This window comes from Microbacterium azadirachtae, assembly GCF_000956545.1.
GTDB classification, from domain to species: domain Bacteria; phylum Actinomycetota; class Actinomycetes; order Actinomycetales; family Microbacteriaceae; genus Microbacterium; species Microbacterium azadirachtae.
In genome coordinates this window covers 15507-37253 of record NZ_JYIT01000076.1, presented here as the reverse complement: position 1 = coordinate 37253, position 21747 = coordinate 15507, and the positions used below count along the sequence as shown (strand labels likewise).

Below are 21747 nucleotides of genomic sequence, written 5' to 3'. Positions count from 1 at the left end.
ACGCCGGTCAGACCAGGTCGCGCCAGTCGACGTCCGCGTCCTCGCCGTCGACGGGGACGCTCCCGGTGATCACGGGCAGCGACATGGTCTCCGTCGGCGGGCCCATGATGGTGGCCTCGTCGCGGCGATGCCGCAGCACCTCGTTGATGTACGACGTCAGCACCTCCGCCAGCGGCACCGAGCGTCCCTGCGCCTGCGACATGTACCAGCGGTGCTCCAGCACCTGGTGGAAGACCTCGGCCGGCTCGAGCTTCGCGCGCAGGTCGTACGGGATCGCGCGCACGACGGGCTCGAAGACGCGCGTGAGCCACTCATGGGCGTACATCTCCTCGTCCGCCCAGTGCTTGGTGGAGCGGGCCCGGAACTCGTCGAGGTCGTTCAGCAGGCGCCGCGCCTGGTTCTCCTCGACGTCCAGCCCGGTCAGGCGGATGAGGCGCCGCTGGTGATGCCCCGCGTCGACGACCTTGGGCTCGATCTCCACCCGGGTGCCGTCGGCGGTCGTCTGGATCGACATCTCGCCGATGTCGAAGCCGAGTGCGTTGAGCCGCTCCACCCGCTCGGTGATGCGCCACGCCTCTCCGGCGGCGAAGGACTCGTGCTCCGTGAGCGCCGCCCACAGCGACCGGTAGGAGGACACGATCCCGTCGGCGATCGCGACCGCGTCCACGCCCCGCTCCAGCCGCCCGCCGGCGGCGAGGTCGAGGATCTCGCCGGCGATGTTCGTGCGGGCCAGATCCAGGTCGTAGGCACGTTGGCCGTCGGTGAGCCCCTCCTCGTGCAGCTCGCCGGTCTCGGCGTCGACGAGATAGGCGGCGAAGGCCCCGGCATCGCGGCGGAACAGCGCGTTCGACAGCGACACGTCGCCCCAGTAGAAGCCGACGTTGTGCAGCCGCACGAGCAGCAGCGCGAGCGCATCGACGAGCCGCGTGGCGGTGTCCGGACGCAGCACTCGCGTGAACAGCGCGCGATAGGGCATCGAGAACTTCAGGTGCGAGGTCACGAGCGCTGCCGGAAGCGGGTTGCCGCGGCTGTCGGTGCGGCCGGCGATGACCGCCACGCGCGAGACGCAGGGCACGTCGAGCCGTGCGAGGTTGCCGAGCATCTCATACTCGCGCCGGGCCATCTCCTCCGTCGTCTCCTTGACGGCGACGACGGATCCGCTCAGGTCTGCGAAGCGCACCAGGTGCCGGGAGAGTCCCTTCGGCAGGGACACGATCACCTCCGACGGCCACTTGGAAAGCGGCTGCGACCACGGCAGCGACAGCAGCCCGGGATCCACCGCGCTCGCGGTGATGCTCAGTGCGTCCTTCATGCCTGCTCCTCGGGCTCGAGCCAGGGGCGGGACCGCCCCGGAGACGACGACGCGGCGCGAGGGACGAACCCCCGCGCCGCGTCGCGCTATCGGATGCTCAGGAAGCCGCGATGGGCTTCTTGTTCAGGCGCTCGCCCGACTCGAGGTCGAACGCGTGCACGTGGCCCGGGTTCGCGGCCAGCGTGACGGTCTCGCCCGCGTTCGGGTGGTTGCGGCCGTCGACGCGCGCGACCAGGTCGGTGCGCTTGCCGTTGATCTCGGTGTGCCCGTAGAGGTAGCCGTCGGCGCCGAGCTCCTCCACCAGGTCGACGACGACCGACAGGCCCTTGCCGTCGGCGGGGCCGACCGTGATGTCCTCGGGGCGCACGCCGACCGTGATCTGCGAGCCCGTGGCGCCGCTGACCGTCTCGCGGTCGAGCGGGACGACCTCGGAGCCGAACTGCACGCCGCCGTCGGCGAGGTCGGCCGCGAAGAGGTTCATCGCGGGGGAGCCGATGAAGCCGGCGACGAACACGTTGCTCGGGTTCTCGTACAGGTCGCGCGGCGAGCCGACCTGCTGCAGCAGGCCGTCCTTGAGCACGGCGATGCGGTCGCCCATCGTGAGCGCCTCGGTCTGGTCGTGCGTCACGTAGACGGTGGTGACGCCGAGGCGGCGCTGCAGGGACGCGATCTGGGTGCGGGTCTGCACGCGGAGCTTCGCGTCGAGGTTCGACAGCGGCTCGTCCATGAGGAACACCTGCGGCTGACGCACGATCGCGCGACCCATGGCGACGCGCTGACGCTGACCGCCGGAGAGCGCCTTCGGCTTGCGGGTGAGGTACTGCTCCAGGTCGAGGAGCTTGGCGGCCTCGAGCACGCGGGCGGCACGCTCCTCCTTGCCGACGCCGGCGATCTTGAGCGCGAAGCCCATGTTCTCGGCGACGGTCATGTGCGGGTACAGGGCGTAGTTCTGGAACACCATCGCGATGTCGCGGTCCTTGGGCGGGACGTCGGTGACGTCGCGGTCGCCGATGAGGATGCGGCCCGCGTTGACCTCTTCGAGGCCGGCGAGCATGCGCAGCGAGGTGGACTTTCCGCAGCCGGAGGGGCCGACCAGAACCAGGAACTCGCCGTCGGCGATCTCGATGTTCAGCTTGTCGACCGCGGGGCGGGTGCCGCCGGGGTAGAGCCGGGTGGCCTCGTCGAAGGTCACGGTTGCCATTGTCTTCTCCTTCACCGGCAGGTACGTGCCGGACGATCCGTAGTGAAAAAGCGACGAGGGTGAGCCCGCCGTGGCCCGCCGTCGGGCCGCGTTCAGTATGACATGCGCCGTCCGGGGAGGTCTATCCCCGTGAAGCGCTTTCCGCTTCCGGGCTCGCAGGGAGCGGCCAGTCCTCGTCTGGGCATTTCTCAGCCTGCCTGGCTAGCATCGAACCCGTGCCGTGCCGCGCCCGTTGGCGGTCGGACGCCGGGATGGCCCATCCCCAGGAACCAAGAGGAACGATGTCGAGCGACGAAACGCCGAACGTCCCCACGCCCTCGCACTCGCGTGCGGCCGTGCGGGAGAAGGCCCAGCAGGTGAACGCCCAGCAGTCCCGCGCCCGGATCATGCGACGCGTGATCATCGCCGTGGTCGCGATCGTCGTCGTCGGCGCCGCCGGCGGCGCCGTGGCGTGGGCCGTGGGGTCGGCGGTGTCGAAGCCCTCGCTCAGCCCGTCGAACCTGAAGGACGACGGCGTCGAGGTCACGAAGGGCGACCTCGCGTCGGCCCGCGCCGCCTCCACTCCGACGCCCAGCCCGAGCAGCGCCGCCGCGCCGTCCGCGACCGCGTCGTCGACGCCGACCCCGGATCCGACGTCTTCGTCCGGCCCGGTGGACATCCATGTGTACGTCGACTACCTCTCGCCGGGGGCCGGCGACTTCGAGCGCGCGAACGCCAAGCAGCTCGCGACGTGGGTCGACCAGGAAGCGGCCACCGTGACCTACCACCCGGTCGCGCTGCTCACGGCCAACTCCAACGGCACCAAGTACTCGCTGCGCGCGGCGTCCGCCGCGGCCTGCGTCGCAGCGCGGCAGCCCGACGTCTTCTACGCCTACAACCACGCCCTGCTGATCGATCAGCCCAAGCAGGACACGGACGGCAAGAGCGACAAGGAGCTCGTGAAGCTCGCGGTCGACAGCGGCGTCAAGGACGCGGAGGGCATGCGCGGGTGCGTCGAGGACGGCACCTACGACTCCTGGGTCAAGGATGTGACGCAGCGAGCCGTCGACGGGCCGCTGCCCGGCTCGAAGAAGGCCGCGCTGAGCGGCGCGCCGACGATCGTCGTGAACGGCCAGGTCTACGCCGGCTCCCTCACGGACGCCGCCGAGTTCAGCCAGTTCGTGCTGTCCGTGGCGAGCGACTCGTACTACGGGACGCCCGGTCCGACCATCACCCCCACGCCGAGCCCGACCGTCACGCCCTGATCCCAGGGCCGCACGGCGACCGGCCCTGCCGGGCGCTTGCTACGCTGTGGAGCGGTCGCGCCGTGGAGCGCGACCGCTGTACGCCTCCTTAGCTCATCTGGTAGAGCAGCGGCCTTGTAAACCGCAGGTGGCCGGTTCGAGTCCGGCAGGAGGCTCCGATCCCGTCCGGCGGGGCGCTCAGGGCGCCGACGTCATCGTGGCGGCCTGCACCCACCGGGTCGCGTCGGACGAGGCGAGCAGCGCCTCGTCCATCAGCTCACGCGTCGGCTCTCCGGTCAGCCAGTCGTTCGCGAACCCCGCGGGGATCAGCACCGGCATCCGGTCGTGGATCCCGGTCAGCCGCTCGGGCGCGGGCTGCATCACGATCGAATAGCAGGTGAACCAGGACCCGTCTTCGGCGCGGCCGCGCTGCGTCACCGCCGCCATGCCGAACAGCGCGCCGTCCAGTCCGAACTCGTGCCAGGTCTTCGATGGCTTCTGCATCTCGAACCAGCGCGTCGCGGGGACGATCGCCCGGCCGCGCAGCCCGCCGGGGCGCTCCTGCAGCCGTTCGGAGCGGGTGTTGATCGAGGGGAACCGCGAGGGTCTGCCGTCGATCAGGAAGCCCCACCACGCCTCCTCGAGCAGCGGAGCCGGATCGGAGGGCAGCAGGATCGGATTGAGGTTGCGCAGCAGCCGTCCGGTCGGTCGCACCGCCTCGTCGGCGTTGCGCCGCGCCCACGCGCGGATGCCCTCCATCAGTTCGTCGTCGGCCTCCTCGATCAGCTGCTGATCGCTGAACCGGGGATCCAGTCCGTAGCTCGCGCACATGGCTGGAGCGTACCGCGCGGCACCGACATCGGCGCGGCCGGCGGCGCATCCGCGCCGAGTAGGCTCGGGACGGTGATCGATCGCCCGCCGCGCCCGCCCCGTGCCGGCACCGCGCTGGCGCTCGGCGGAGCGGTGGCGATCGGCGCGATGACCGCGATCCAGGCGCGTGTGAACGGCCAGCTCGGCGTGCGGCTCGACAACGGCGTCCTCGCCGGCTGGGTGTCCTTCGCCGTGGGGCTGGTGCTGCTGAGCGTGCCGGTGCTGCTGCGCGGGTCCGGCCGGGCGGCCCTGGGCCGGGTGTGGCGCGGAGTGCGCAGCGGCGGCGTCCCCTGGTGGATGCTGCTCGGCGGCGCGTGCGGTGCGCTGACGGTGTCGACGCAGGGGCTGGTCGCCGGGGTCCTCGGCGTCGCACTGTTCACGGTCGGCGTCGTGGCGGGTCAGACCCTGCACGGCTTGCTGCTCGACCGGGTCGGCTTCGGTCCGGCCGGCGTGGTCGCCATCACTCCGGGGCGGCTGATCGGCGGACTGTGCGCCCTGGTCGCGGTCGGGTTCTCGCTGGGCGGCGACGTGCTCTCGCGCGCACCGCTGTGGATGCTCGTGCTGCCCTTCCTCACCGGCGCGGGCATCGCCTTCCAGTCGGCGGTGAACGGGCGCCTGGGGCAGCGCCTCGCCTCGCCGCTCGGCGCCACGTACATCAGCTTCCTCGGCGGGGTGGTCGTGCTGTCCGCGTCCGTGGCCGTGAGCCTGCTGGTCAGGGGTGCACCGCACCCGCTCCCGACCGCGTTCCCCGGCGACCTCTGGCTGTACCTGGGCGGGCTGCTCGGCGCGGCCTACATCCTGCTGGGCGTCGTCATCGTGGCGCGCACCGGGGTGCTGCTGATGGGGCTGGGCGCCGTGCTCGGGCAGCTCGTCGTCTCGGTGCTGATCGACCTCTTCTGGCCTCCCGCGGCGGGTCCCGCGCCGTGGCAGGTCATCGGGATGGTGCTCGCCGCGGGCCTCTCCGTGCTGGTGGCGCTGCCCTGGCCGCGTCGGCGGCGCGAGAGCGGATCCGTCGAGCGCGGAGGGGCTGTCTAGCGCGGCAGCGCGGTCAGCAGCGGCTCCGGATCCACCGTGCGGCGGGAGCCGGGGGAGCGGTCGGGCTTGCCGCCCACGTAGAGCCAGCCGAGCAGCGCCTCGTCCTCGCCGAGCCCGTGCAGCGCGGCCACCTCGGGGCTGCGGGTGTAGTCGCCGGTGCGCCAGATGACGCCCCACCCGGCCTCGTCCAGCAGCAGGCTGAGCAGGTGCGCGACGCCCGAGGCGACGGCCTCCTGCTCCCACCGCGGGACCTTCTCGCTCGGCCGGTAGCTCGCGACCACGGCGATGAGCAGGGAGGCGCGCAGCGGCTTGGTCGAGGGCTCGTCGTCGCCGCGCACCCGGGAGATCGCCTCACCGAGGCGGATCCGGTCCTCTCCGCGCAGCTCGATCAGCCGCCAGGGCTGCAGCGAGGAGTGGTCCGCCACGCGGCCGGCCGCGGCGACGAGCGGGAGCAGCTGCTCGCGCGTCGGCGCCTCGGGGGTCACCTTCGACCAGGACTGCCGGCGACGGGCGGCTTCGAGAGCGCTCATGCCTCGGCGGCGCCCTCGTCCGGCTGGAAGGACAGCGCGATCGAGTTCATGCAGTAGCGGTCGCCCGTGGGGGTGCCGAAGCCGTCGGGGAACACGTGGCCGAGGTGCGAGCCGCACGCGGCGCAGCGCACCTCGGTGCGCACCATACCCAGGCTGGTGTCCTCGATGAGCTCCACGGCCTCGGGGCGGACCGACTCGTAGAAGCTCGGCCAGCCGCAGCCGGAGTCGAACTTGGTCCCGCTGCGGAAGAGCTCGGCACCGCACGCGCCGCACGTGTACAGGCCTGCGCGGTGCTCGTCGAGCAGCTCGCCCGTCCACGGCCGCTCCGTCGCGGCCTCGCGCAGCACGGCGTACTGCTGCGGGGCGAGCTCGGCACGCCATTCGGCATCGGTCTTGGTCACGCGGTGCGACATGGATCCTCCCGGGGTCCTTTCCATTCTCCCGCTTCCGCCGGCTCTGCGGGCCGCGCATCGGGCGCGTCGTCCCCGCCCTGCGGGCGTCGCAGACGTAGCCTGGGCAGGTGACCGACCTCCTCAGCGACCGCGAGCGCGAGATCCTGGAGTTCGAGGCCCGGCGTCCCGGGCACTCGAGCGCCAAGGAGGAGGCGATCCGCGGCGAGCTGCAGCTGACCCCGGCACGCTACTACCAGCTGCTGGACCGCGTCATCGACACGAAGCAGGCCCTGGCGGCGGATCCCATGCTCGTGCGCCGGCTGCGCCGGATCCGCGACGACGCCGCTGCGCGCCGGGCGGGCCGCACGGCTCTGTCCGCGGGCTGACCCGCGGCGGGTCGGCCTGTCGTTCAGGGAATCCGACGGGACCCGCCGGATAACATCATGGGATGCCACAATCCGCCCGCGACCGATTCGACGTGATCCCGCACGCGCAGGGACGCGTCGGCGCCCACCGTGCCGAGAACCCGGGCATGCGCGGCTGGTTCGTGCTGCTGTGGGCGGCGATCGCCACGGTGGTGCTGATCGCCGTCGGGATCTTCGCCGCGATGCTCACGATGGGCAAGATCGGCTTCGACCAGAGCGAGCCTCTGCCCTCGATCTCCCGCACCGCGACCTCGGCGCCGCCGGCGCTCGACACGACCTACGCGGTGTTCGTGCTCAACGCGACGGGCGTGAACGGGTTGGCGGCGGCGACGCGGGACACGATCGTCAACGCGGGCTTCGCCGCGGGCTCTGTGGCGCCGGGCGATGCCGACACGCAGGACTTCCCGACCACCACCGTCTACTACAAGACCGAGGCCGACAAGGCCCCTGCTCAGGCTCTGGCCACCCTCCTCGGCGCGACGAAGATCGCGCAGAGCGACCGCTACGGGGACGACGTGGTGCCCGGCCAGAAGCAGCTCACCGTGGTGATCGGCAGGGATCTCGCGAAGAACGCGCCCACGAGCGAGCCGACTCCCGCGGACACGGGCGGGGACGGCGCCACGGGCTGACAGCGGTGGTGCTCGCCGTGGCTTGCACTCTCAGGGGTCGAGTGCCAGACTGGATTTAGCACTCGACTGATCTGAGTGCTAAACCCAATGTCTACGTCCAGGAGGGACGACAGAACTCATGGCAAAGATCATCGCTTTCGATGAGGAGGCCCGCCGCGGCCTCGAGCGCGGCCTGAACATCCTGGCCGACGCGGTCAAGGTGACCCTCGGCCCGCGCGGCCGCAACGTCGTGCTCGAGAAGAAGTGGGGCGCCCCCACCATCACGAACGACGGCGTGTCCATCGCCAAGGAGATCGAGCTCGACGACCCGTACGAGAAGATCGGCGCGGAGCTCGTCAAGGAGGTCGCCAAGAAGACCGACGACGTCGCCGGAGACGGCACCACGACCGCCACCGTCCTGGCTCAGGCGCTCGTCCGCGAGGGCCTGCGCAACGTCGCCGCCGGCGCCGACCCGATCAGCCTGAAGAAGGGCATCGAGAAGGCCGTCGCGGCCATCACCGCGGAGCTGCTCGCCAGCGCGAAGGAGATCGAGTCCAAGGAGGAGATCGCCGCCACCGCGTCCATCTCCGCCGCCGACCCGGCCATCGGCGAGCTCATCGCCGAGGCGATCGACAAGGTCGGCAAGGAGGGCGTCGTCACCGTCGAGGAGTCGCAGACCTTCGGCACCGAGCTCGAGCTCACCGAGGGCATGCGCTTCGACAAGGGCTACCTGAACCCCTACTTCGTCACGGACCCGGAGCGCCAGGAGGCCGTCTTCGAGGACCCGTACATCCTCATCGCGAACCAGAAGATCTCCAACATCAAGGACCTTCTGCCCGTCGTCGACAAGGTGATCCAGGACGGCAAGGAGCTCGTCATCATCGCCGAGGACGTCGAGGGCGAGGCTCTCGCGACGCTCGTGCTGAACAAGCTCAAGGGCATCTTCAAGTCCGTGGCCGTCAAGGCTCCGGGCTTCGGGGACCGCCGCAAGGCGCAGCTGCAGGACATCGCGATCCTCACCGGTGGCACCGTGATCACCGAGGAGGTCGGCCTCAAGCTCGAGAACACCACGCTCGCCGAGCTGGGCCGTGCGCGCAAGGTCATCGTCACCAAGGACGAGACCACGATCGTCGAGGGCGCCGGCGAGGCTTCCCAGATCGAGGGTCGCGTCACGCAGATCCGTCGCGAGATCGAGAACACCGACAGCGACTACGACCGCGAGAAGCTGCAGGAGCGCCTCGCCAAGCTCGCCGGCGGCGTGGCCGTCATCAAGGCGGGCGCGGCCACCGAGGTCGAGCTCAAGGAGCGCAAGCACCGCATCGAGGACGCCGTGCGCAACGCGAAGGCGGCCGTCGAGGAGGGCATCGTCGCCGGTGGTGGCGTCGCCCTGATCCAGTCCGGCACGAAGGCCCTCAACGGCCTCGAGCTCGTCGGCGACGAGGCGACCGGCGCGAACATCGTGCGCGTCGCGATCGAGGCGCCGCTCAAGCAGATCGCCCTCAACGCCGGTCTTGAGCCGGGCGTCGTGGCGCACAAGGTCTCCGAGCTCCCCACGGGTCACGGCCTCAACGCCGCGACCGGCGAGTACGGTGACATGTTCGCGCAGGGCATCATCGACCCGGCCAAGGTTACCCGTTCGGCGCTGCAGAACGCCGCGTCGATCGCCGGCCTGTTCCTCACCACCGAGGCGGTCGTGGCCGACAAGCCGGAGAAGGCCCCCGCTCCGATGGGCGACCCGTCCGGCGGCATGGACTTCTGAGTCCAGACCTCCATCGAGAAGGCCCCCGGGATCCGTCCCGGGGGCCTTCTCCGTCCCTGCAGGGCGATCCGCACCGCAGGGACGTGCTCGCTCAGCGGAACAGCGCCGTCGAGTCGCTCTCGGCCTGGGCGTAGAACTGCGCGGCCGAGCCGAGCGCCTGCGCGATCGCCGCCAGCGCCTGCTCGACGTGCGCCTGTGCGCCGCGCCACTGCTCCGCGGCGTCCTGGCAGGCGGCGGATGCGGCGCCGGTCCAGGACGACTGCAGCTGGGTGAGCTGCGCCATCATGGCCGCGGCGTCGTTCTGGAGTCGTTCGGCGGTGGCGCCCACCGAGAGCCGCGTGGTGGCGACGGCGTCGGTGTCGACGGTGAAGACGGACATGGGAGAACCTTTCGTCGGGACAGCGGATGCGTCCGACGCTAGGTCCCCGCACCGCCCCCGTACGGCCGGTCGCGCATCGCGTGCACAGACGGTGAGCGGCGACGCCTGTGCGGGCCGGTCGGCCGGCTCCCGAGGCTCAGCGCGGCAGGTCGAGCGGCTCGATGGGCTGCGTGTCCTGCAGCAGATGCTCGGGGGTGGCGCGCGAGGGCGCGAGTGGCAGCGAGACGGTGAACGTGGCGCCGCCGCCGACGGTCTCCGTGACCTGCACGGAGCCGTTCAGGGCACGGACGATCGACGCCACGATCGCGAGACCCAGTCCCGCGCCGCCGGTGTCGCGCGTGCGCGACGAGTCGGCGCGCCAGAAGCGCTGGAAGATCTGATCGCGGATCTGCTCCGGCACACCCTCGCCGTGGTCGACGATCGAGAACCAGCCGACCCCGCGATGCCGGTCCGCCCCCACGACGACCTCGATGGGGGAGTCGCCCGGCGAGAACCGGCGGGCGTTGCCGAGCAGGTTTGCGATCACCTGGCGCACCTTGTTCTCCTCGCCGAGCACGATCGGCGGAGTGGAGACCGGCGCGACCACCGCCTCCGAGAAGTCGATCTCCGGCACCGGGCTGTCCTCGCGCGGACGCCGGCGCAGGATCGCGGGGATGCGGCCGCGGGCGTTCGCGGCGCGTGCCGTGGGTGCGGGTCGGGTGATGGGGGATACCGAGGGCTCCGCGGCCGCGGCCTGCGGCGCCTCCGCGGTCATGTCCACCACGGTCACGGTGCGCTCGGGCGCCGCGGCGCGCAGGTCGAGCGCCGCGTCCTGCGCGAGCGGTCGCAGGTCGAGCGGCTCGATGGTGAGCTCGCGCTGCTCGTCCAGCCGGGCGAGGGCCAGCAGATCCTCGACGAGCACGCCCATCCGCAGCGCCTCCTTCTCGATCCGGTCCATCGCGCGGGCGGTGTCCTCGTCGCCCTTGATCGCGCCCATTCGGTACAGCTCGGCATAGCCGCGCACGCTGACCAGTGGCGTGCGCAGCTCGTGGCTGGCGTCGCCGACGAATCGGCGCATCTGCTGCACGGACCGGTCCCGTTGCGCGATCGAGGCGTCGAGCCGGTCGAGCATCGTGTTGATCGCGCCGTTCAGGCGGCCGACCTCCGTGGTCGGCTCGAGATCGGCGAGGCGCTGGCTGAAGTCGCCGGCCGCGATCGCCATCGCCGTCGACTCCACGCGGCCGAGCCGGCGGAAGGTCAGCGTGACCAGTCCGCGCGTCGCGAGCGCCGCGACGATGATGGTGACCAGGGCCACGGTCGTGAAGACGCCGAAGAAGGTCGCGATGATGCGGTCCGGCTCATTCAGCGAGAGCGCGACGAACTGGATGAAGGTGATGTTCGAGGTCGGATCCTCGCGCACGGCGACCGCCGCGCGGAACTCGGACCCGTCCGCACCGCGCAGCACGATCGGATCGGTGCGTCCTGCGTCCAGGGTCGCGCGCGCCAGCGTGTACGTGGTGGGGAACTCGGGCTTCGTGGCCTTGGCCTCGCCACCGCCGGAGAACACCAGGGCGCCCTGGGCGTCGTAGACGGCGACGAAGTACTCCGACAGCCCGGGCCGCTCGTCCTTCAGGGCGGCGCTGAACCCGCCGGCAGCGTTCGGGGTGATCGTCGCGAGGTCACTGGTGACGAGCGCGGGCAGCTGCGACTCGACGTTGCCGATCAGCAGGTTGCGCAGGATCGGCATGGTGCCGATGCCGGTGACGATCAGGCCGAGCGCGAGCACGCCGACGGTGACGCCGGTGACCTTCGCGCGAAGGCTGATCCGGCGCCACCATCGCGTGATCGCGTCGGGCTCGCCCATCCGCTACGCGGTCTTCCCCACCTTGAGCATGTAGCCGAAGCCGCGCTTGGTCTGGATCACCGGCTCCTCGGTGTGCGGGTCGATCTTGCGGCGCAGGTACGAGATGTAGCTCTCCACGATGCCGGCGTCGCCGTTGAAGTCGTACTCCCAGACGTGGTCGAGGATCTGCGCCTTCGACAGCACCCGGTTGGGGTTCAGCATGAGATACCGCAGCAGCTTGAACTCGGTCGGGCTGAGCTCGATCGGGCTGGATCCGACGAACACGTCGTGCGTGTCCTGATCCATGGACAGCTCGCCGGCGCGGATCACCGACTCCTCGTCGGCCTGCATGGTGCGGCGCAGGATCGCCTGAGCGCGGGCGACGATCTCGTCCAGGGCGAAGGGCTTGGTGACGTAGTCGTCGCCGCCGGCGTTCAACCCCTCGATCTTGTCCTCGGTGTCGTCCTTCGCGGTGAGGAAGAGGATCGGCGCGGTGAACCCGGCGCCGCGCAGGCGCTTGGTCACGCTGAAGCCGTTCATGTCGGGCAGCATCACGTCGAGGATGATGAGGTCTGGCTCCTCCTCGAGCACGGCCGAGATCGTGGCCGCGCCGTTGGCCACCGTCTTCACCGAGAAACCGGCGAAGCTCAGGCCCGTGGAGAGGACATCGCGGATGTTGGGTTCGTCGTCGACGACCAGGATGCGCGCTTCAGTCATGCCCCCATTATGGTGACCGGATCCGTGTTCGGGCTGATTGCGGGCCATTCCTCTGGTGAAGCAGGGGTGCCGGGTGCAGAGTGATGCCATGAAGATCGACATCATCGAACACGAGGGCCCGTACCGGGTGGGCGTCATCGTCGGCAGCCTCTCGAAGGAGTCCATCAACCGTCGTCTCGCGAACGCGCTGACCCATCTCGCTCCCGAGGGGTTCGAGTTCTTCGAGATCTCCTACGCCGACCTGCCGCTGTACAACCGCGACTTCGACGCCGACTATCCGCAGGTCGCGCTCGATTTCAAAGCTCAGGTCGCGAGCGCCGATGCGCTGCTGTTCGTCACCCCCGAATACAACCGCTCACTCCCGGGGCCGCTCAAGAACGCGATCGACTGGGGCAGCAGGCCGTGGGGGCAGAACGTGTGGGCGCACAAGCCGACCGGGGTGGTCGGCGCCTCCATGGGTGCCATCGGCACCGCGGTCGGTCAGCAGTCGCTGCGGGCGACGCTCGGCTTCCTCAACGCACGGCAGATGACCGCGCCCGAGGCCTACATCCACTACTCCCCGGGACTCATCGACGACGACGGACGCGTCACCACGCCGGGCACCGAGGAGTTCCTGCGTCAGTTCATGGCGGCGTTCGCGGAGTACACGGCGCGGGTGCTGACGGTCATCCCGCAGGCCTGAGCCGGCACCGGCCGCTCAGTCGTCCAGGGCGGCATGCACGGCACGCGCGATCACCTCGCGGATCGGGGCGTGGGGATCGACGGTGACCCGGTGCAGCAGCAGACCGTCGCCGGCGGCCATCACCAACGCGGTGCGGGGCGCCGCTGCATCTCCGCCGAGCTGCGTCAGGATCCCGCGCACCCAGGCCTCCATGCCGAGCCGTTGCTCCCGCAGCGGTCGCGCGGCGTCCTCGTCCGCCTCCAGGAACAGCGCGTAGCGCGCCCTGGTCCGCGCCGCGAGGGGGCCGGACTGGAGCTCGATCATTCGGGAGAGCGTGTCGATGAAGTCGTCGGCGGAGCCGATGTCCGGGAGGCCGGCGTCCGCGCGCTCCTGGGTCGCCAGCCACTCGACGACACCGGAGACGAGCGCTGCCCGGGTGCGGAAGTGATTCGACGTGGATCCTGGAGGGAGTGCGGCGGCAGCGTCGACGCGGCCATGGGTGAGCGCGCGGATCCCCTCTGTGCCGATCAGTGCCACAGCGGCATCGAGCGCCCGACGTCGCGTAGTGCTCATGGGACGAGCGTAGATCACTATTTTCATAGTAGAGACGACACTATGATCGTAGTACCCTGAGAGGGCGAACCGCAGCGGTCCGCGCAGTGCGACGACAGGGAGGTCGCGCCATGAACGCATCCGCATCCGTCTCTGCGGAATGGTCGCCACCGCTCCCCGAGGCAGCCGGTTTCACCCACACGATGGTGATGACACGGGGTCTGCGCACCCATGTGGCGTCGATCGGCACGGGCGATCCGGTCGTTCTTCTACACGGGTTCCCGATGCACTGGTGGCAGTGGCGCACCATCGCGCCGGCGATCGCCGCAGAGGGATACCACGTGGTCTGTCCGGATCTGCGCGGCTCAGGCTGGCCCGAGGCCGACGATGCACGGTTCGGGGCGGAGTCCCAGCTGGATGACGTGACCGCGGTGCTGGACGCTCTCGGCATCGGCGCTGCGCGATTCCTCTGCCACGACATGGGAGCCATCTCCGGGATGCAGCTGGCGTACCGGAACCCGGAGCGCGTGCGGGCGATCGTGCAGGTGGCGGTGCCGCCGGGGTTCATGGAGTTCTCGCCCCGGCTGATGCCGGCGTTCTCGCACATGCCCGCGCTGGTCCTGCACCGCGCGGGGAGCTCGTTGCGATATCTGTTCGGACCGAGGTACGCGGCGCACCGGATGGCCGACGAAACGATCGAGGGCTACCTGCGGGCGCACGAGCGCCCTGAGATCGAACGTGCCGTGGCAGCGCTGTACCGCGGCATGGTGATCCCGGTCTCGAGGCGGCTGATGGGCGGCGTTTACAAGCGGATGCGCCTGCGCCCGCCCATGCTTTGCGTGTTCGGCAGCGAGGACGGCCCGTTCGCAGAGGCGACGGTGCGCCGCATCTGTCGGAACAGTGCGCAGCACGCCGACCGGTTCGAGCTCGCTTTCGTCGACGGCGGCGCGCATTTCCTCACCGATGACCGTCCCGACGAGGTCGTCCGGCTGGCGTTGGAATGGTTCGCCGGCGCGGCCTGACGCCGCGTCGTGCGTCAGGCCGCCTCGAGCTCGTGCGCGTCCATGATCGTGTAGCTGTAGCCCTGCTCGGCGAGGAAGCGCTGCCGGTTCTGCGCGTAGTCCTGGTCCACCGTGTCGCGCGCGATGAGCGTGTAGAAGCTCGCCGTGTGCCCCGACTGCTTCGGCCGCAGAAGCCGTCCCAGGCGCTGCGCCTCCTCCTGGCGGGAGCCGAAGGATCCGGAGACCTGGATCGCGACCGAGGCCTCGGGCAGGTCGATCGAGAAGTTCGCGACCTTCGAGACCACGAGCAGCTCGATCTCGCCCTCGCGGAACTGCCGGTAGAGCTCCTCGCGCTCGTCGACCGGGGTCGCGCCCGTGATCGACGGCGCGTTCAGAGCCTGGGACAGCTCTTCGAGCTGGTCGAGGTACTGCCCGATCACGAGGATCCGCTCGCCGGGGTGCTTGGCGATGAGCTCGCGCACGGCGGTGATCTTCGCCGGTGCCGACGCCGCCAGCCGGTAGCGCTCGTCGTCGGTCGCGGCGGCGTATTCGAGCCGGTCGTCCGGCGGCAGGTCGACGCGCACCTCGTAGCAGGCGGCGGGGGAGATGAAGCCCTGCGCCTCGATCTGCTTCCACGGGGCGTCGAAGCGCTTGGGGCCGATGAGGCTGAACACGTCGCCTTCGCGGCCGTCCTCGCGCACGAGCGTCGCGGTGAGGCCGATCCTGCGCCGCGCCTGAAGATCGGCGGTCAGCTTGAACACCGGCGCCGGGAGCAGGTGCACCTCGTCGTAGACCACGAGGCCCCAGTCCATCTCGTCGAGCAGGCTGAGGTGCGCGTACTGGCCCTTCCGCTTCGCGGTGAGGATCTGGTAGGTCGCGATCGTGACCGGCTTGACCTCCTTCACCTGCCCCGAGTACTCGCCGATCTCCTCGGGAGTGAGGCTGGTGCGCTTGATCAGCTCATCGCGCCACTGCCGCGCCGACACCGCGTTCGTGACGAGGATGAGCGTGGTGGTCTTCGTGGCGGCCATCGCGCCGGCGCCGACGATCGTCTTCCCTGCGCCGCAGGGGAGCACCACCACGCCCGAGCCGTCCTTCGCGAACGCGTCGACCGCCTGCTGCTGGTAGGGGCGCATCGTCCAGCCGTCCTCGGCCAGACCGATCTCGTGCGGGGTGCCCGGGGTGTAGCCGGCGAGGTCCTCCGCGGGCCAGCCGATCTTCAGGAGCTCCTGCTTGATCTGCCCGCGCGCCCAGGCGTCCACGACGTAGACGTCGGGGGCCGGGTGGCCGATGAGGAGCGGCTGGATGCGCTTGTTGCCGGCGACCTGGGTCAGCACCGCCGGATCCGAGGAGCGCAGGATGAGCACGCCCTCGTCGTCGCGCTCGATCACGAGGCGGCCGTAACGGTTCACGGTCTCGCGGATGTCGACCGACACGGAGGGCGGCACCGGGAAGCGCGACCAGCGATCGAGCGTGTCGAGCATGTCGTCGGCGGTGTGCCCCGCGGCGCGGGCGTTCCACAGGCCCAGCCGGGTGATCCGGTAGGTGTGGATGTGCTCGGGTGCGCGCTCCAGCTCGGCGAAGATCGCGAGCTCGTGCCGCGCGCTCTCGGCGTCGGCGTGCGCGACCTCGAGCAGCACGGTGCGGTCGCTCTGGACGATCAGCGGGCCATCAGACATAGCGGATCAGTCTACCGGTCGCGTCGAGGTCGGGGCGCGCGCCGGTGGTGTCGGCGACGCGTGCTGCGCTCAGGATCCCGCGTCCTCGAGAGGGCGGGTCGACAGGATCGAGCGGATCGGGAGCGTGCGCTCCACGTCGCTCGCCCGATCCCGGCCCCGCAGGCGGCCGCCGCCGAAGCCGGTCACCTCGAGGACGAGCTCGCGCGCGGTGCCGTCGGGCATGGCGACCTCCACGGCGAGCACGGCGCGCTGCCGGGCCGCGTGTTCGAGCTCGCGCTCCAGCCACGCCGCGTCGGCGTCCTCCTCCCGCGCCTCGCGCAGGCGGGCGAGGAGTGCGGCGTAGCGCGCGGCGTCGTCGGGCGATGGCGGCGCGCTCGCCGCGGTGGCGCGCACGGGCCGCTCCACCGCCCCGTCGGCGTCGACGAGGGCCGCCGGGTAGTGCTCGTCGCTGAGCGCCCAGAACACCGTGTCGCGGTTCACGCGGGTCGTGAGCACCGCGGTTCCGTCGGCGGTCGTCTCTGGCACGAGCCCGAGCGGGCGCAGAGCCTGGTCCACCCCGATCGCCTGCAGCAGGTGCTCGTCGGCGCTGCGCACCCGCGTGCGTCCGCTCCCGGGATCCGTCCCGACCTGCACCTGCCCGTGCCGGCTGGCGCTCTGCGCGAGCAGGTAGCGCAGCGGCTGGGGAACGCCGGTCAGCGAGATGTCCTCGAGGAAGGCGAGCACGCTCTCCTCCGTCTCGCCGGAGGACAGGCCGGCGGTCAGCGAGTCGGCCGTGAAGCGGTAGGACGACGCCTGGCTCGCGGACTCCCGCGTCGCCATCGCGCGCAGGCGGAGATCCAGCGCGGGCAGGAGGGGCCCGGGGGCGATCGCGGTGAGGTCGTTCTGCAGGAAGATCCGATCGACCTCCGCCGGCACGTAGGCGCTCAGGCCCTGCGGATCCGGCTCCGCGCCCTCCCGCGCGGCGCGGGCCCACGGGGTCTCCGCGCCCACGCCGCCCGCTGCGTGCTCCGGGCCGTCGGCGACGAGGCCCAGCAGACGGGCCTGGCGGACGAGCGCGGCCGCGCGGTCGGACCACGACGGATCCCACGGGTGCTCGTCGGGCCAGGCCGCGAGCGGGATCCAGCCGCCCTCCTGCGTGCGCAGCGCTGCGGGCAGCGAGGCTCGGAACCCGCCGACCAGCCGGGCCCAGCGCTCCGGGCCCGCGAGGCGGAGCCACACGGCGCCGGCGTCGGACAGCCGCAGCGTGCGCTCGACGGGCAGCAGCAGGCCTGCTCCGGCGGCGAGGCCCAGGACGTCGTCGAGGAGCGCCGCGTCGTCGGGCAGTCCGCGGTCGATGAGCCGCCGCTTCTCGGAGAGCCCGACCGTGCCTCCGGCGAGCAGGGCGAGAGGGCCCTCCTCCGCGAGCAGGAGGGCGTCGGCGAGGGTGGCGACCGTCGTGAAGGCGCGCTCCGCCGCGCGCGCGACGGCGGCCTCATCGAGTCCCTGCGGGGTCTCCGGCCGGTGCGGTTGCGGGATCTCCCGCCCGGCGACCGCCGCGGCGACCGACGGTGCGACCGGGCCGTCGGCCGGGGGGAGGAGGGCCAGCGCGCGCAAGGCCTCGGCCGCGGCGCCGGCATCGCCGCCGGATGCCGCTGCGCGCAGTCCCGCGGCCTCCTGGCGGGTCAGGCGGGGGAGGGCCTTCGCCACGGACGACGGATCCAGCAGCGCCTCAGCCGCGTCGAAGAAATCGTTCCACGACGCGTCGGGGCGCACCTCGCGGCGGCGGAACAGCGCGGCGAGCTGGTCGTCCGTGCGCGCGGACAGCGCCTCGGCGAGAAGGCGCGCGTGGGTGCTCATGGGAGAACAGCTCGCAGGGCGTCAGGAACGCCGGGCTGCGCGGCCTCTCCGCACGAAGCTCATGATGAGCAGCACGACGATCATGAGGAACGCGATCGGCAGGCCCCAGAACGGGAAGACGCCGACGATCGGCCAGGCGCCGTGCGTGAAATCGGCCTGTTTCATGCCGAGCGCTGTGCCGAGGATGATCGTGAAGAAGCAGATCACCGAGAGGGCAGCCAGCGTCAGCGAGCCGAACGTGAGGAACCGGTCGATCCCGCGGATCTCCGGTTCGGGGGCTGGCGGCCGAGTGCTCATCCCGCCCAGCCTACCCGCTCGCCGACCGGTAGGCTGGTGGGGTGCGGAGCTTCCGCACGCGTCCCGATCGGATCCCGTCGGATCCATCTCCACGAACGATGCAGCGAGGTTTCTCCCATGCCCACCGGCAAGGTCAGGTTCTACGACGACGAGAAGGGGTTCGGCTTCATCACCACCGATGACGGCCAGGACGTCTTCCTGCACGCCACGTCCCTCCCCGCCGGGTCCACGGTCAAGGCCGGCACCCGTGTCGAATTCGGCGTCGCCGACGGCAAGCGCGGGCTGCAGGCGCTCTCGGTGCGTGTGCTCGAGGCTCCGGTGAGCCTGGCGAAGACGAAGCGCAAGCCCGCCGACGACATGGCGGTGATCGTCGAGGACCTGGTCAAGCTCCTCGACGGCATCGGCGGCGACCTGCGTCGCGGCCGATACCCGTCTTCCAGCCACGGCCGCAAGATCGCCGCCGTGCTGCGCAACGTCGCCGAGGATTTCGATGCCTGACACCGACGCCGCCGGCCTCGAGGAGCTCGAGCCGTCCGGTTCGCTCGCCGAGCAACCGGCCGACGTCGCGCCGGCGGTCGAGGAGCGCTTCGCGGTCGACACGCCGCTTCCGGTCTCCCTGCCGAACGAGCGCCTGCTCGGCGCGCGGGACCTGGCTCTCGCCGCACTGCACGAGATCACCCCGGCCTCGACGGTGGGACCGCCCGCGGGTTATCTGCCGGAGGCCGACGGCGTGATCTCCCTGCGGTTCCAGAACCGCCTCGGCGGGTATCCCGGGTGGTACTGGACCGTGTCCGTCGCCCAGGTCGACGACGAAGAGCCCACCGTGCTCGAGGCCGAGCTGCTCCCCGGCGACGGCGCGCTGCTCGCTCCTGAGTGGGTGCCGTGGGCCGAGCGCCTCGCGGAGTACCGCGCGCACCAGGCCGAGCTCGCCGCGTCCGCAGAGCATGACGGCGCGGACGACGCGTCGGCGGGGTCGGACGAAGAGCTCGACGCGGACGCCGACGATCTCGACGCCGACGATCTCGATGACGAGCTCGACGACGAGGAAGGCGACCGGCCTCGGCTGCACGCCGGCGATCTGGACGGCGTGGACATCGACGAGCTCGACGTGTCCGCCGCTGCGGAAGGCGACGACGCGGACGATGACGACGAAGAGTCTGATGGCGAGGAGTCGGACGATGACGACTCGGATGAGGACGACGACTCGGATGAGGACGACGCCGAGGAGGAGTGATCCTCCGGCTGAGCGGACATGAGAAAGGGCGCCCCTCCGGGGACGCCCTTTCTCATGTCCGGTCTGCAGCCGTCAGGCGTCGCGGTGCTCCAGGGCGTAGTCGATCGAGCGGATCAGCTGGCGCACGTCGTCGGGCTCGATCGAGACGAACGTCGCGATGCGCAGCTGGTTGCGGCCGAGCTTGCGGTATGGCTCCGTGTCGACGATGCCGTTGGCGCGCAGCGTCTTGGCCACGGCCGCGGCGTCGACCGAGTCGTCGAAGTCGATCGTGGCGACCACGGGGGAGCGGTCGGCCGGGTCCGCGACGAACGGGGTCGCGACGGGGCTCGCCTCGGCCCAGCGGTACAGCTCCTGCGACGACTCGGCCGTGCGGGCCGCGGCCCAGGCGAGGCCGCCGTTGCCGTTGATCCACTGCAGCTGCGAGTCGAGCAGGTGCAGGGTCGTGAGCGCGGGGGTGTTGAGCGTCTGCTCGAGGCGTGAGTTGTCGACCGCGTTCTTCAGGCTGAGGAACTCGGGGATGTACCGGCCGGAGGCTGCGATGCGCTCGATGCGCTCGATCGCGGCCGGCGAGACCGCGGCGAACCAGAGGCCGCCGTCGGAGCCGAGGTTCTTCTGCGGAGCGAAGTAGTAGACGTCCGTCTCGGTCACGTCGAAGTCGATGCCGCCCGCGGCGCTCGTCGCGTCGATGACGGTGAGCGCACCGTCGGCCGCGACCCGCCGGATCGGCGAGGCCACCCCGGTGGACGTCTCGTTGTGCGGCCACGCGTACACGTCCACGCCGTCGACGATCTCGGCCTCCGCGCGCGCGCCGGGCTCGGCGTTGCGCACATCCGGCGCCTGCAGCCACGGGGCGGCGGCGGCCTTGGCGAACTTCCCGCCGAACTCTCCCGACACCAGGTTCTGCGCGCGGTTCTCGATGAGGCCGAACGCGGCGGCGTCCCAGAACGCGGTGGATCCGCCGTTGCCGAGGATGATCTCGTACCCCTCGGGCAGGCGGAACAGGGAGGATAGTCCTTCTCGCACGCTGCGCACCAGGTTCTTCACCGGCGCCTGGCGGTGCGAGGTGCCCAGCAGGCTCGATCCGACGGCGGCGAGGGTGCTCACCTGCTCCGGGCGGATCTTGGACGGGCCGCATCCGAAGCGGCCGTCGACGGGCAGAAGTTCGCGGGGAATCTCGATCGCCATGCACAGATTCTAGGCGGGGGCGCGGGGCCTCTCCCGACCGTGTGACGCCCCGCGACGGGCGTGCGCTGAGGGTCATGACGGTGCACGGCACGACAGCGCCGGGGCACATCCGCAGAAGGTAGGCTTGCCTAACAGCTTGCAGCCGCGCGTACGGCACGACCACACAGGGGGATCCATGGCCGATCTGATCGACACCACGGAGATGTACCTCCGCACCATCCTCGAGCTCGAGGAGGAGAACATCGTCCCGCTGCGCGCTCGCATCTCCGAGCGCCTCGGCCACTCCGGCCCGACGGTGTCGCAGACGGTCGGCCGCATGGAGCGCGACGGTCTCGTGGTGGTCTCCGAGGACCGCCGCCTCGAGCTGACCGAGGCCGGACGCCGCAAGGCCGTGGACGTCATGCGCAAGCACCGCCTCGCCGAGCGCCTGCTGTCCGACGTCATCGGGCTGGACTGGGCCTATGTGCACGACGAGGCCTGCCGCTGGGAGCACGTGATGAGCGAGCAGGTGGAGCGCCGGCTCGTCGAACTGCTGGGCCACCCCACCGAGTCGCCCTACGGCAACCCGATCCCCGGCCTCGACCAGCTCGGCGGCACTCCCGCGCGCACCTTCGACGAGGGCGTGATCGGCCTCGTCGAGCACATGAACACGGCGGGCACGCCGACCGAGGGCACGGTGCGCCGCCTCGCGGAGCCCGCGCAGGTCGACCCGGAGCTGCTGGAGCAGCTGCGGGACGCCGGCGTCGTCCCCGGGGCGCGCGGGCGGTTCCGCTTCAACGAGGGCTACGTCCTCATCGAGGTGGACGGACAGGACGAGGGCCTCGAACTGCCCGTCGAGCTCGCCTCGCACATCTTCCTCGTCGCCTGAGCGGATCGCGGGGCCCCGCCGCGTCGGAGCCTGGGCGTCACCTGTGCGCTGGGCGCCGGATCCGCGGGAAATCAACGTTCAGCGGATCCCTAGGTCGGTGTGACTCGCCCGTGACTTTCGGGTAGCGTCGAAGGGCCGTCGTCCTCTACCCGTCGACGGAG

At 71.1% G+C, this 21747-nt stretch carries 23 protein-coding genes and 1 tRNA gene; 11 read left to right on the top strand and 13 right to left on the bottom strand.

What is annotated here, in order from left to right:
- Window positions 1-7: 7 nt before the first annotated feature.
- The gene (locus RL72_RS09755) at window positions 8-1312 is read right to left on the bottom strand and encodes a DUF4032 domain-containing protein (RefSeq protein WP_045250644.1); all 1305 of its coding nucleotides are present in this window, start codon (window positions 1310-1312) and stop codon (window positions 8-10) included.
- Window positions 1313-1409: 97 nt separating this feature from the next.
- Entirely contained in the window at window positions 1410-2513 is a 1104-nt protein-coding gene (locus RL72_RS09750) for an ABC transporter ATP-binding protein (RefSeq protein ID WP_045250643.1), read from the bottom strand.
- Window positions 2514-2794: 281 nt separating this feature from the next.
- Between RL72_RS09750 and RL72_RS09745 the strand changes: the two genes are divergently transcribed.
- On the top strand, window positions 2795-3757 hold the full coding sequence (locus RL72_RS09745) for a DsbA family protein (RefSeq protein WP_045250642.1): 963 nt from the start codon (window positions 2795-2797) through the stop codon (window positions 3755-3757).
- An 82-nt stretch (window positions 3758-3839) separates the two neighbouring features.
- A tRNA-Thr gene (locus tag RL72_RS09740) sits at window positions 3840-3912 on the top strand.
- A gap of 22 nt (window positions 3913-3934) precedes the next feature.
- Here RL72_RS09740 and RL72_RS09735 read toward each other — a convergent pair.
- Entirely contained in the window at window positions 3935-4567 is a 633-nt protein-coding gene (locus RL72_RS09735; protein WP_045250641.1) for an SOS response-associated peptidase family protein, read from the bottom strand.
- A 114-nt stretch (window positions 4568-4681) separates the two neighbouring features.
- On the opposite strand from RL72_RS09735, the gene RL72_RS09730 reads away from it, so the two are divergent.
- Window positions 4682-5641, top strand: coding sequence for a DMT family transporter (locus RL72_RS09730; protein ID WP_045250697.1), 960 nt, complete (start codon window positions 4682-4684; stop codon window positions 5639-5641).
- Here RL72_RS09730 and RL72_RS09725 read toward each other — a convergent pair.
- Together RL72_RS09725 and msrB are read right to left on the bottom strand one after the other, a co-directional pair.
- Window positions 5638-6171: a nitroreductase family protein gene (locus RL72_RS09725; RefSeq protein ID WP_045250640.1), complete on the bottom strand. Its 534-nt coding sequence runs from the start codon at window positions 6169-6171 to the stop codon at window positions 5638-5640. The genes RL72_RS09730 and RL72_RS09725 overlap by 4 nt on opposite strands.
- Entirely contained in the window at window positions 6168-6584 is a 417-nt protein-coding gene (gene msrB, locus RL72_RS09720; protein ID WP_045250639.1) for a peptide-methionine (R)-S-oxide reductase MsrB, read from the bottom strand. The genes RL72_RS09725 and msrB overlap by 4 nt, the downstream gene beginning before the upstream one ends.
- 107 nt (window positions 6585-6691) lie before the next feature.
- Between msrB and RL72_RS09715 the strand changes: the two genes are divergently transcribed.
- From RL72_RS09715 to groL, 3 genes are all read left to right on the top strand, one after another.
- Window positions 6692-6949 carry a DUF3263 domain-containing protein gene (locus RL72_RS09715; protein ID WP_045250638.1) on the top strand — a complete coding sequence of 86 codons (258 nt, stop codon included), beginning with the start codon at window positions 6692-6694 and terminating at the stop codon, window positions 6947-6949.
- A 62-nt stretch (window positions 6950-7011) separates the two neighbouring features.
- The gene (locus RL72_RS09710; protein ID WP_045250637.1) at window positions 7012-7617 is read left to right on the top strand and encodes a LytR C-terminal domain-containing protein; all 606 of its coding nucleotides are present in this window, start codon (window positions 7012-7014) and stop codon (window positions 7615-7617) included.
- 118 nt (window positions 7618-7735) lie between these two features.
- The gene (groL, locus tag RL72_RS09705; RefSeq protein WP_045250636.1) at window positions 7736-9355 is read left to right on the top strand and encodes a chaperonin GroEL; all 1620 of its coding nucleotides are present in this window, start codon (window positions 7736-7738) and stop codon (window positions 9353-9355) included.
- A gap of 91 nt (window positions 9356-9446) precedes the next feature.
- On the opposite strand, the gene RL72_RS09700 is transcribed toward groL, so the two are convergent.
- From RL72_RS09700 to RL72_RS09690, 3 genes are all read right to left on the bottom strand, one after another.
- The gene (locus RL72_RS09700; protein WP_045250635.1) at window positions 9447-9734 is read right to left on the bottom strand and encodes a WXG100 family type VII secretion target; all 288 of its coding nucleotides are present in this window, start codon (window positions 9732-9734) and stop codon (window positions 9447-9449) included.
- Window positions 9735-9870: 136 nt separating this feature from the next.
- Complete coding sequence (locus RL72_RS09695; RefSeq protein WP_045250634.1) at window positions 9871-11577, bottom strand: sensor histidine kinase; 1707 nt, start codon at window positions 11575-11577, stop codon at window positions 9871-9873.
- A 3-nt stretch (window positions 11578-11580) separates the two neighbouring features.
- On the bottom strand, window positions 11581-12273 hold the full coding sequence (locus tag RL72_RS09690; RefSeq protein WP_045250633.1) for a response regulator transcription factor: 693 nt from the start codon (window positions 12271-12273) through the stop codon (window positions 11581-11583).
- 88 nt (window positions 12274-12361) lie between these two features.
- Here RL72_RS09690 and RL72_RS09685 point away from each other — a divergent pair, with 88 nt between their 5' ends.
- Window positions 12362-12955, top strand: a complete 594-nt coding sequence (locus RL72_RS09685; RefSeq protein ID WP_045250632.1) for an NADPH-dependent FMN reductase — start codon at window positions 12362-12364, stop codon at window positions 12953-12955.
- A gap of 15 nt (window positions 12956-12970) precedes the next feature.
- On the opposite strand, the gene RL72_RS09680 is transcribed toward RL72_RS09685, so the two are convergent.
- Window positions 12971-13507: a TetR/AcrR family transcriptional regulator gene (locus tag RL72_RS09680; protein WP_045250696.1), complete on the bottom strand. Its 537-nt coding sequence runs from the start codon at window positions 13505-13507 to the stop codon at window positions 12971-12973.
- Between the two features lie 110 nt (window positions 13508-13617).
- Between RL72_RS09680 and RL72_RS09675 the strand changes: the two genes are divergently transcribed.
- Entirely contained in the window at window positions 13618-14508 is an 891-nt protein-coding gene (locus tag RL72_RS09675; protein WP_045250631.1) for an alpha/beta fold hydrolase, read from the top strand.
- A 14-nt stretch (window positions 14509-14522) separates the two neighbouring features.
- Here RL72_RS09675 and RL72_RS09670 read toward each other — a convergent pair whose 3' ends face one another.
- The 3 genes from RL72_RS09670 to RL72_RS09660 form a co-directional block, all read right to left on the bottom strand.
- Complete coding sequence (locus RL72_RS09670) at window positions 14523-16166, bottom strand: DNA repair helicase XPB (protein ID WP_045250630.1); 1644 nt, start codon at window positions 16164-16166, stop codon at window positions 14523-14525.
- A 69-nt stretch (window positions 16167-16235) separates the two neighbouring features.
- The gene (locus RL72_RS09665; RefSeq protein ID WP_045250629.1) at window positions 16236-18002 is read right to left on the bottom strand and encodes a helicase-associated domain-containing protein; all 1767 of its coding nucleotides are present in this window, start codon (window positions 18000-18002) and stop codon (window positions 16236-16238) included.
- Between the two features lie 21 nt (window positions 18003-18023).
- Entirely contained in the window at window positions 18024-18299 is a 276-nt protein-coding gene (locus RL72_RS09660) for a hypothetical protein (RefSeq protein ID WP_045250628.1), read from the bottom strand.
- 117 nt (window positions 18300-18416) lie between these two features.
- On the opposite strand from RL72_RS09660, the gene RL72_RS09655 reads away from it, so the two are divergent.
- Both RL72_RS09655 and RL72_RS09650 read left to right on the top strand, forming a co-directional pair.
- Entirely contained in the window at window positions 18417-18797 is a 381-nt protein-coding gene (locus RL72_RS09655; RefSeq protein ID WP_045250627.1) for a cold-shock protein, read from the top strand.
- A complete protein-coding gene (locus tag RL72_RS09650; RefSeq protein WP_082072307.1) occupies window positions 18790-19533 on the top strand; it encodes a DUF3027 domain-containing protein in 744 nt (247 codons plus the stop codon). The genes RL72_RS09655 and RL72_RS09650 overlap by 8 nt, the downstream gene beginning before the upstream one ends.
- Window positions 19534-19605: 72 nt before the next feature.
- Here the strand turns inward: RL72_RS09650 and serC are convergent, their stop codons facing one another.
- The gene (serC, locus tag RL72_RS09645; RefSeq protein WP_045250626.1) at window positions 19606-20718 is read right to left on the bottom strand and encodes a phosphoserine transaminase; all 1113 of its coding nucleotides are present in this window, start codon (window positions 20716-20718) and stop codon (window positions 19606-19608) included.
- Window positions 20719-20893: 175 nt separating this feature from the next.
- Between serC and RL72_RS09640 the strand changes: the two genes are divergently transcribed.
- Window positions 20894-21586: an iron-dependent transcriptional repressor DtxR gene (locus RL72_RS09640; RefSeq protein ID WP_045250625.1), complete on the top strand. Its 693-nt coding sequence runs from the start codon at window positions 20894-20896 to the stop codon at window positions 21584-21586.
- Window positions 21587-21747 lie beyond the last annotated feature (161 nt).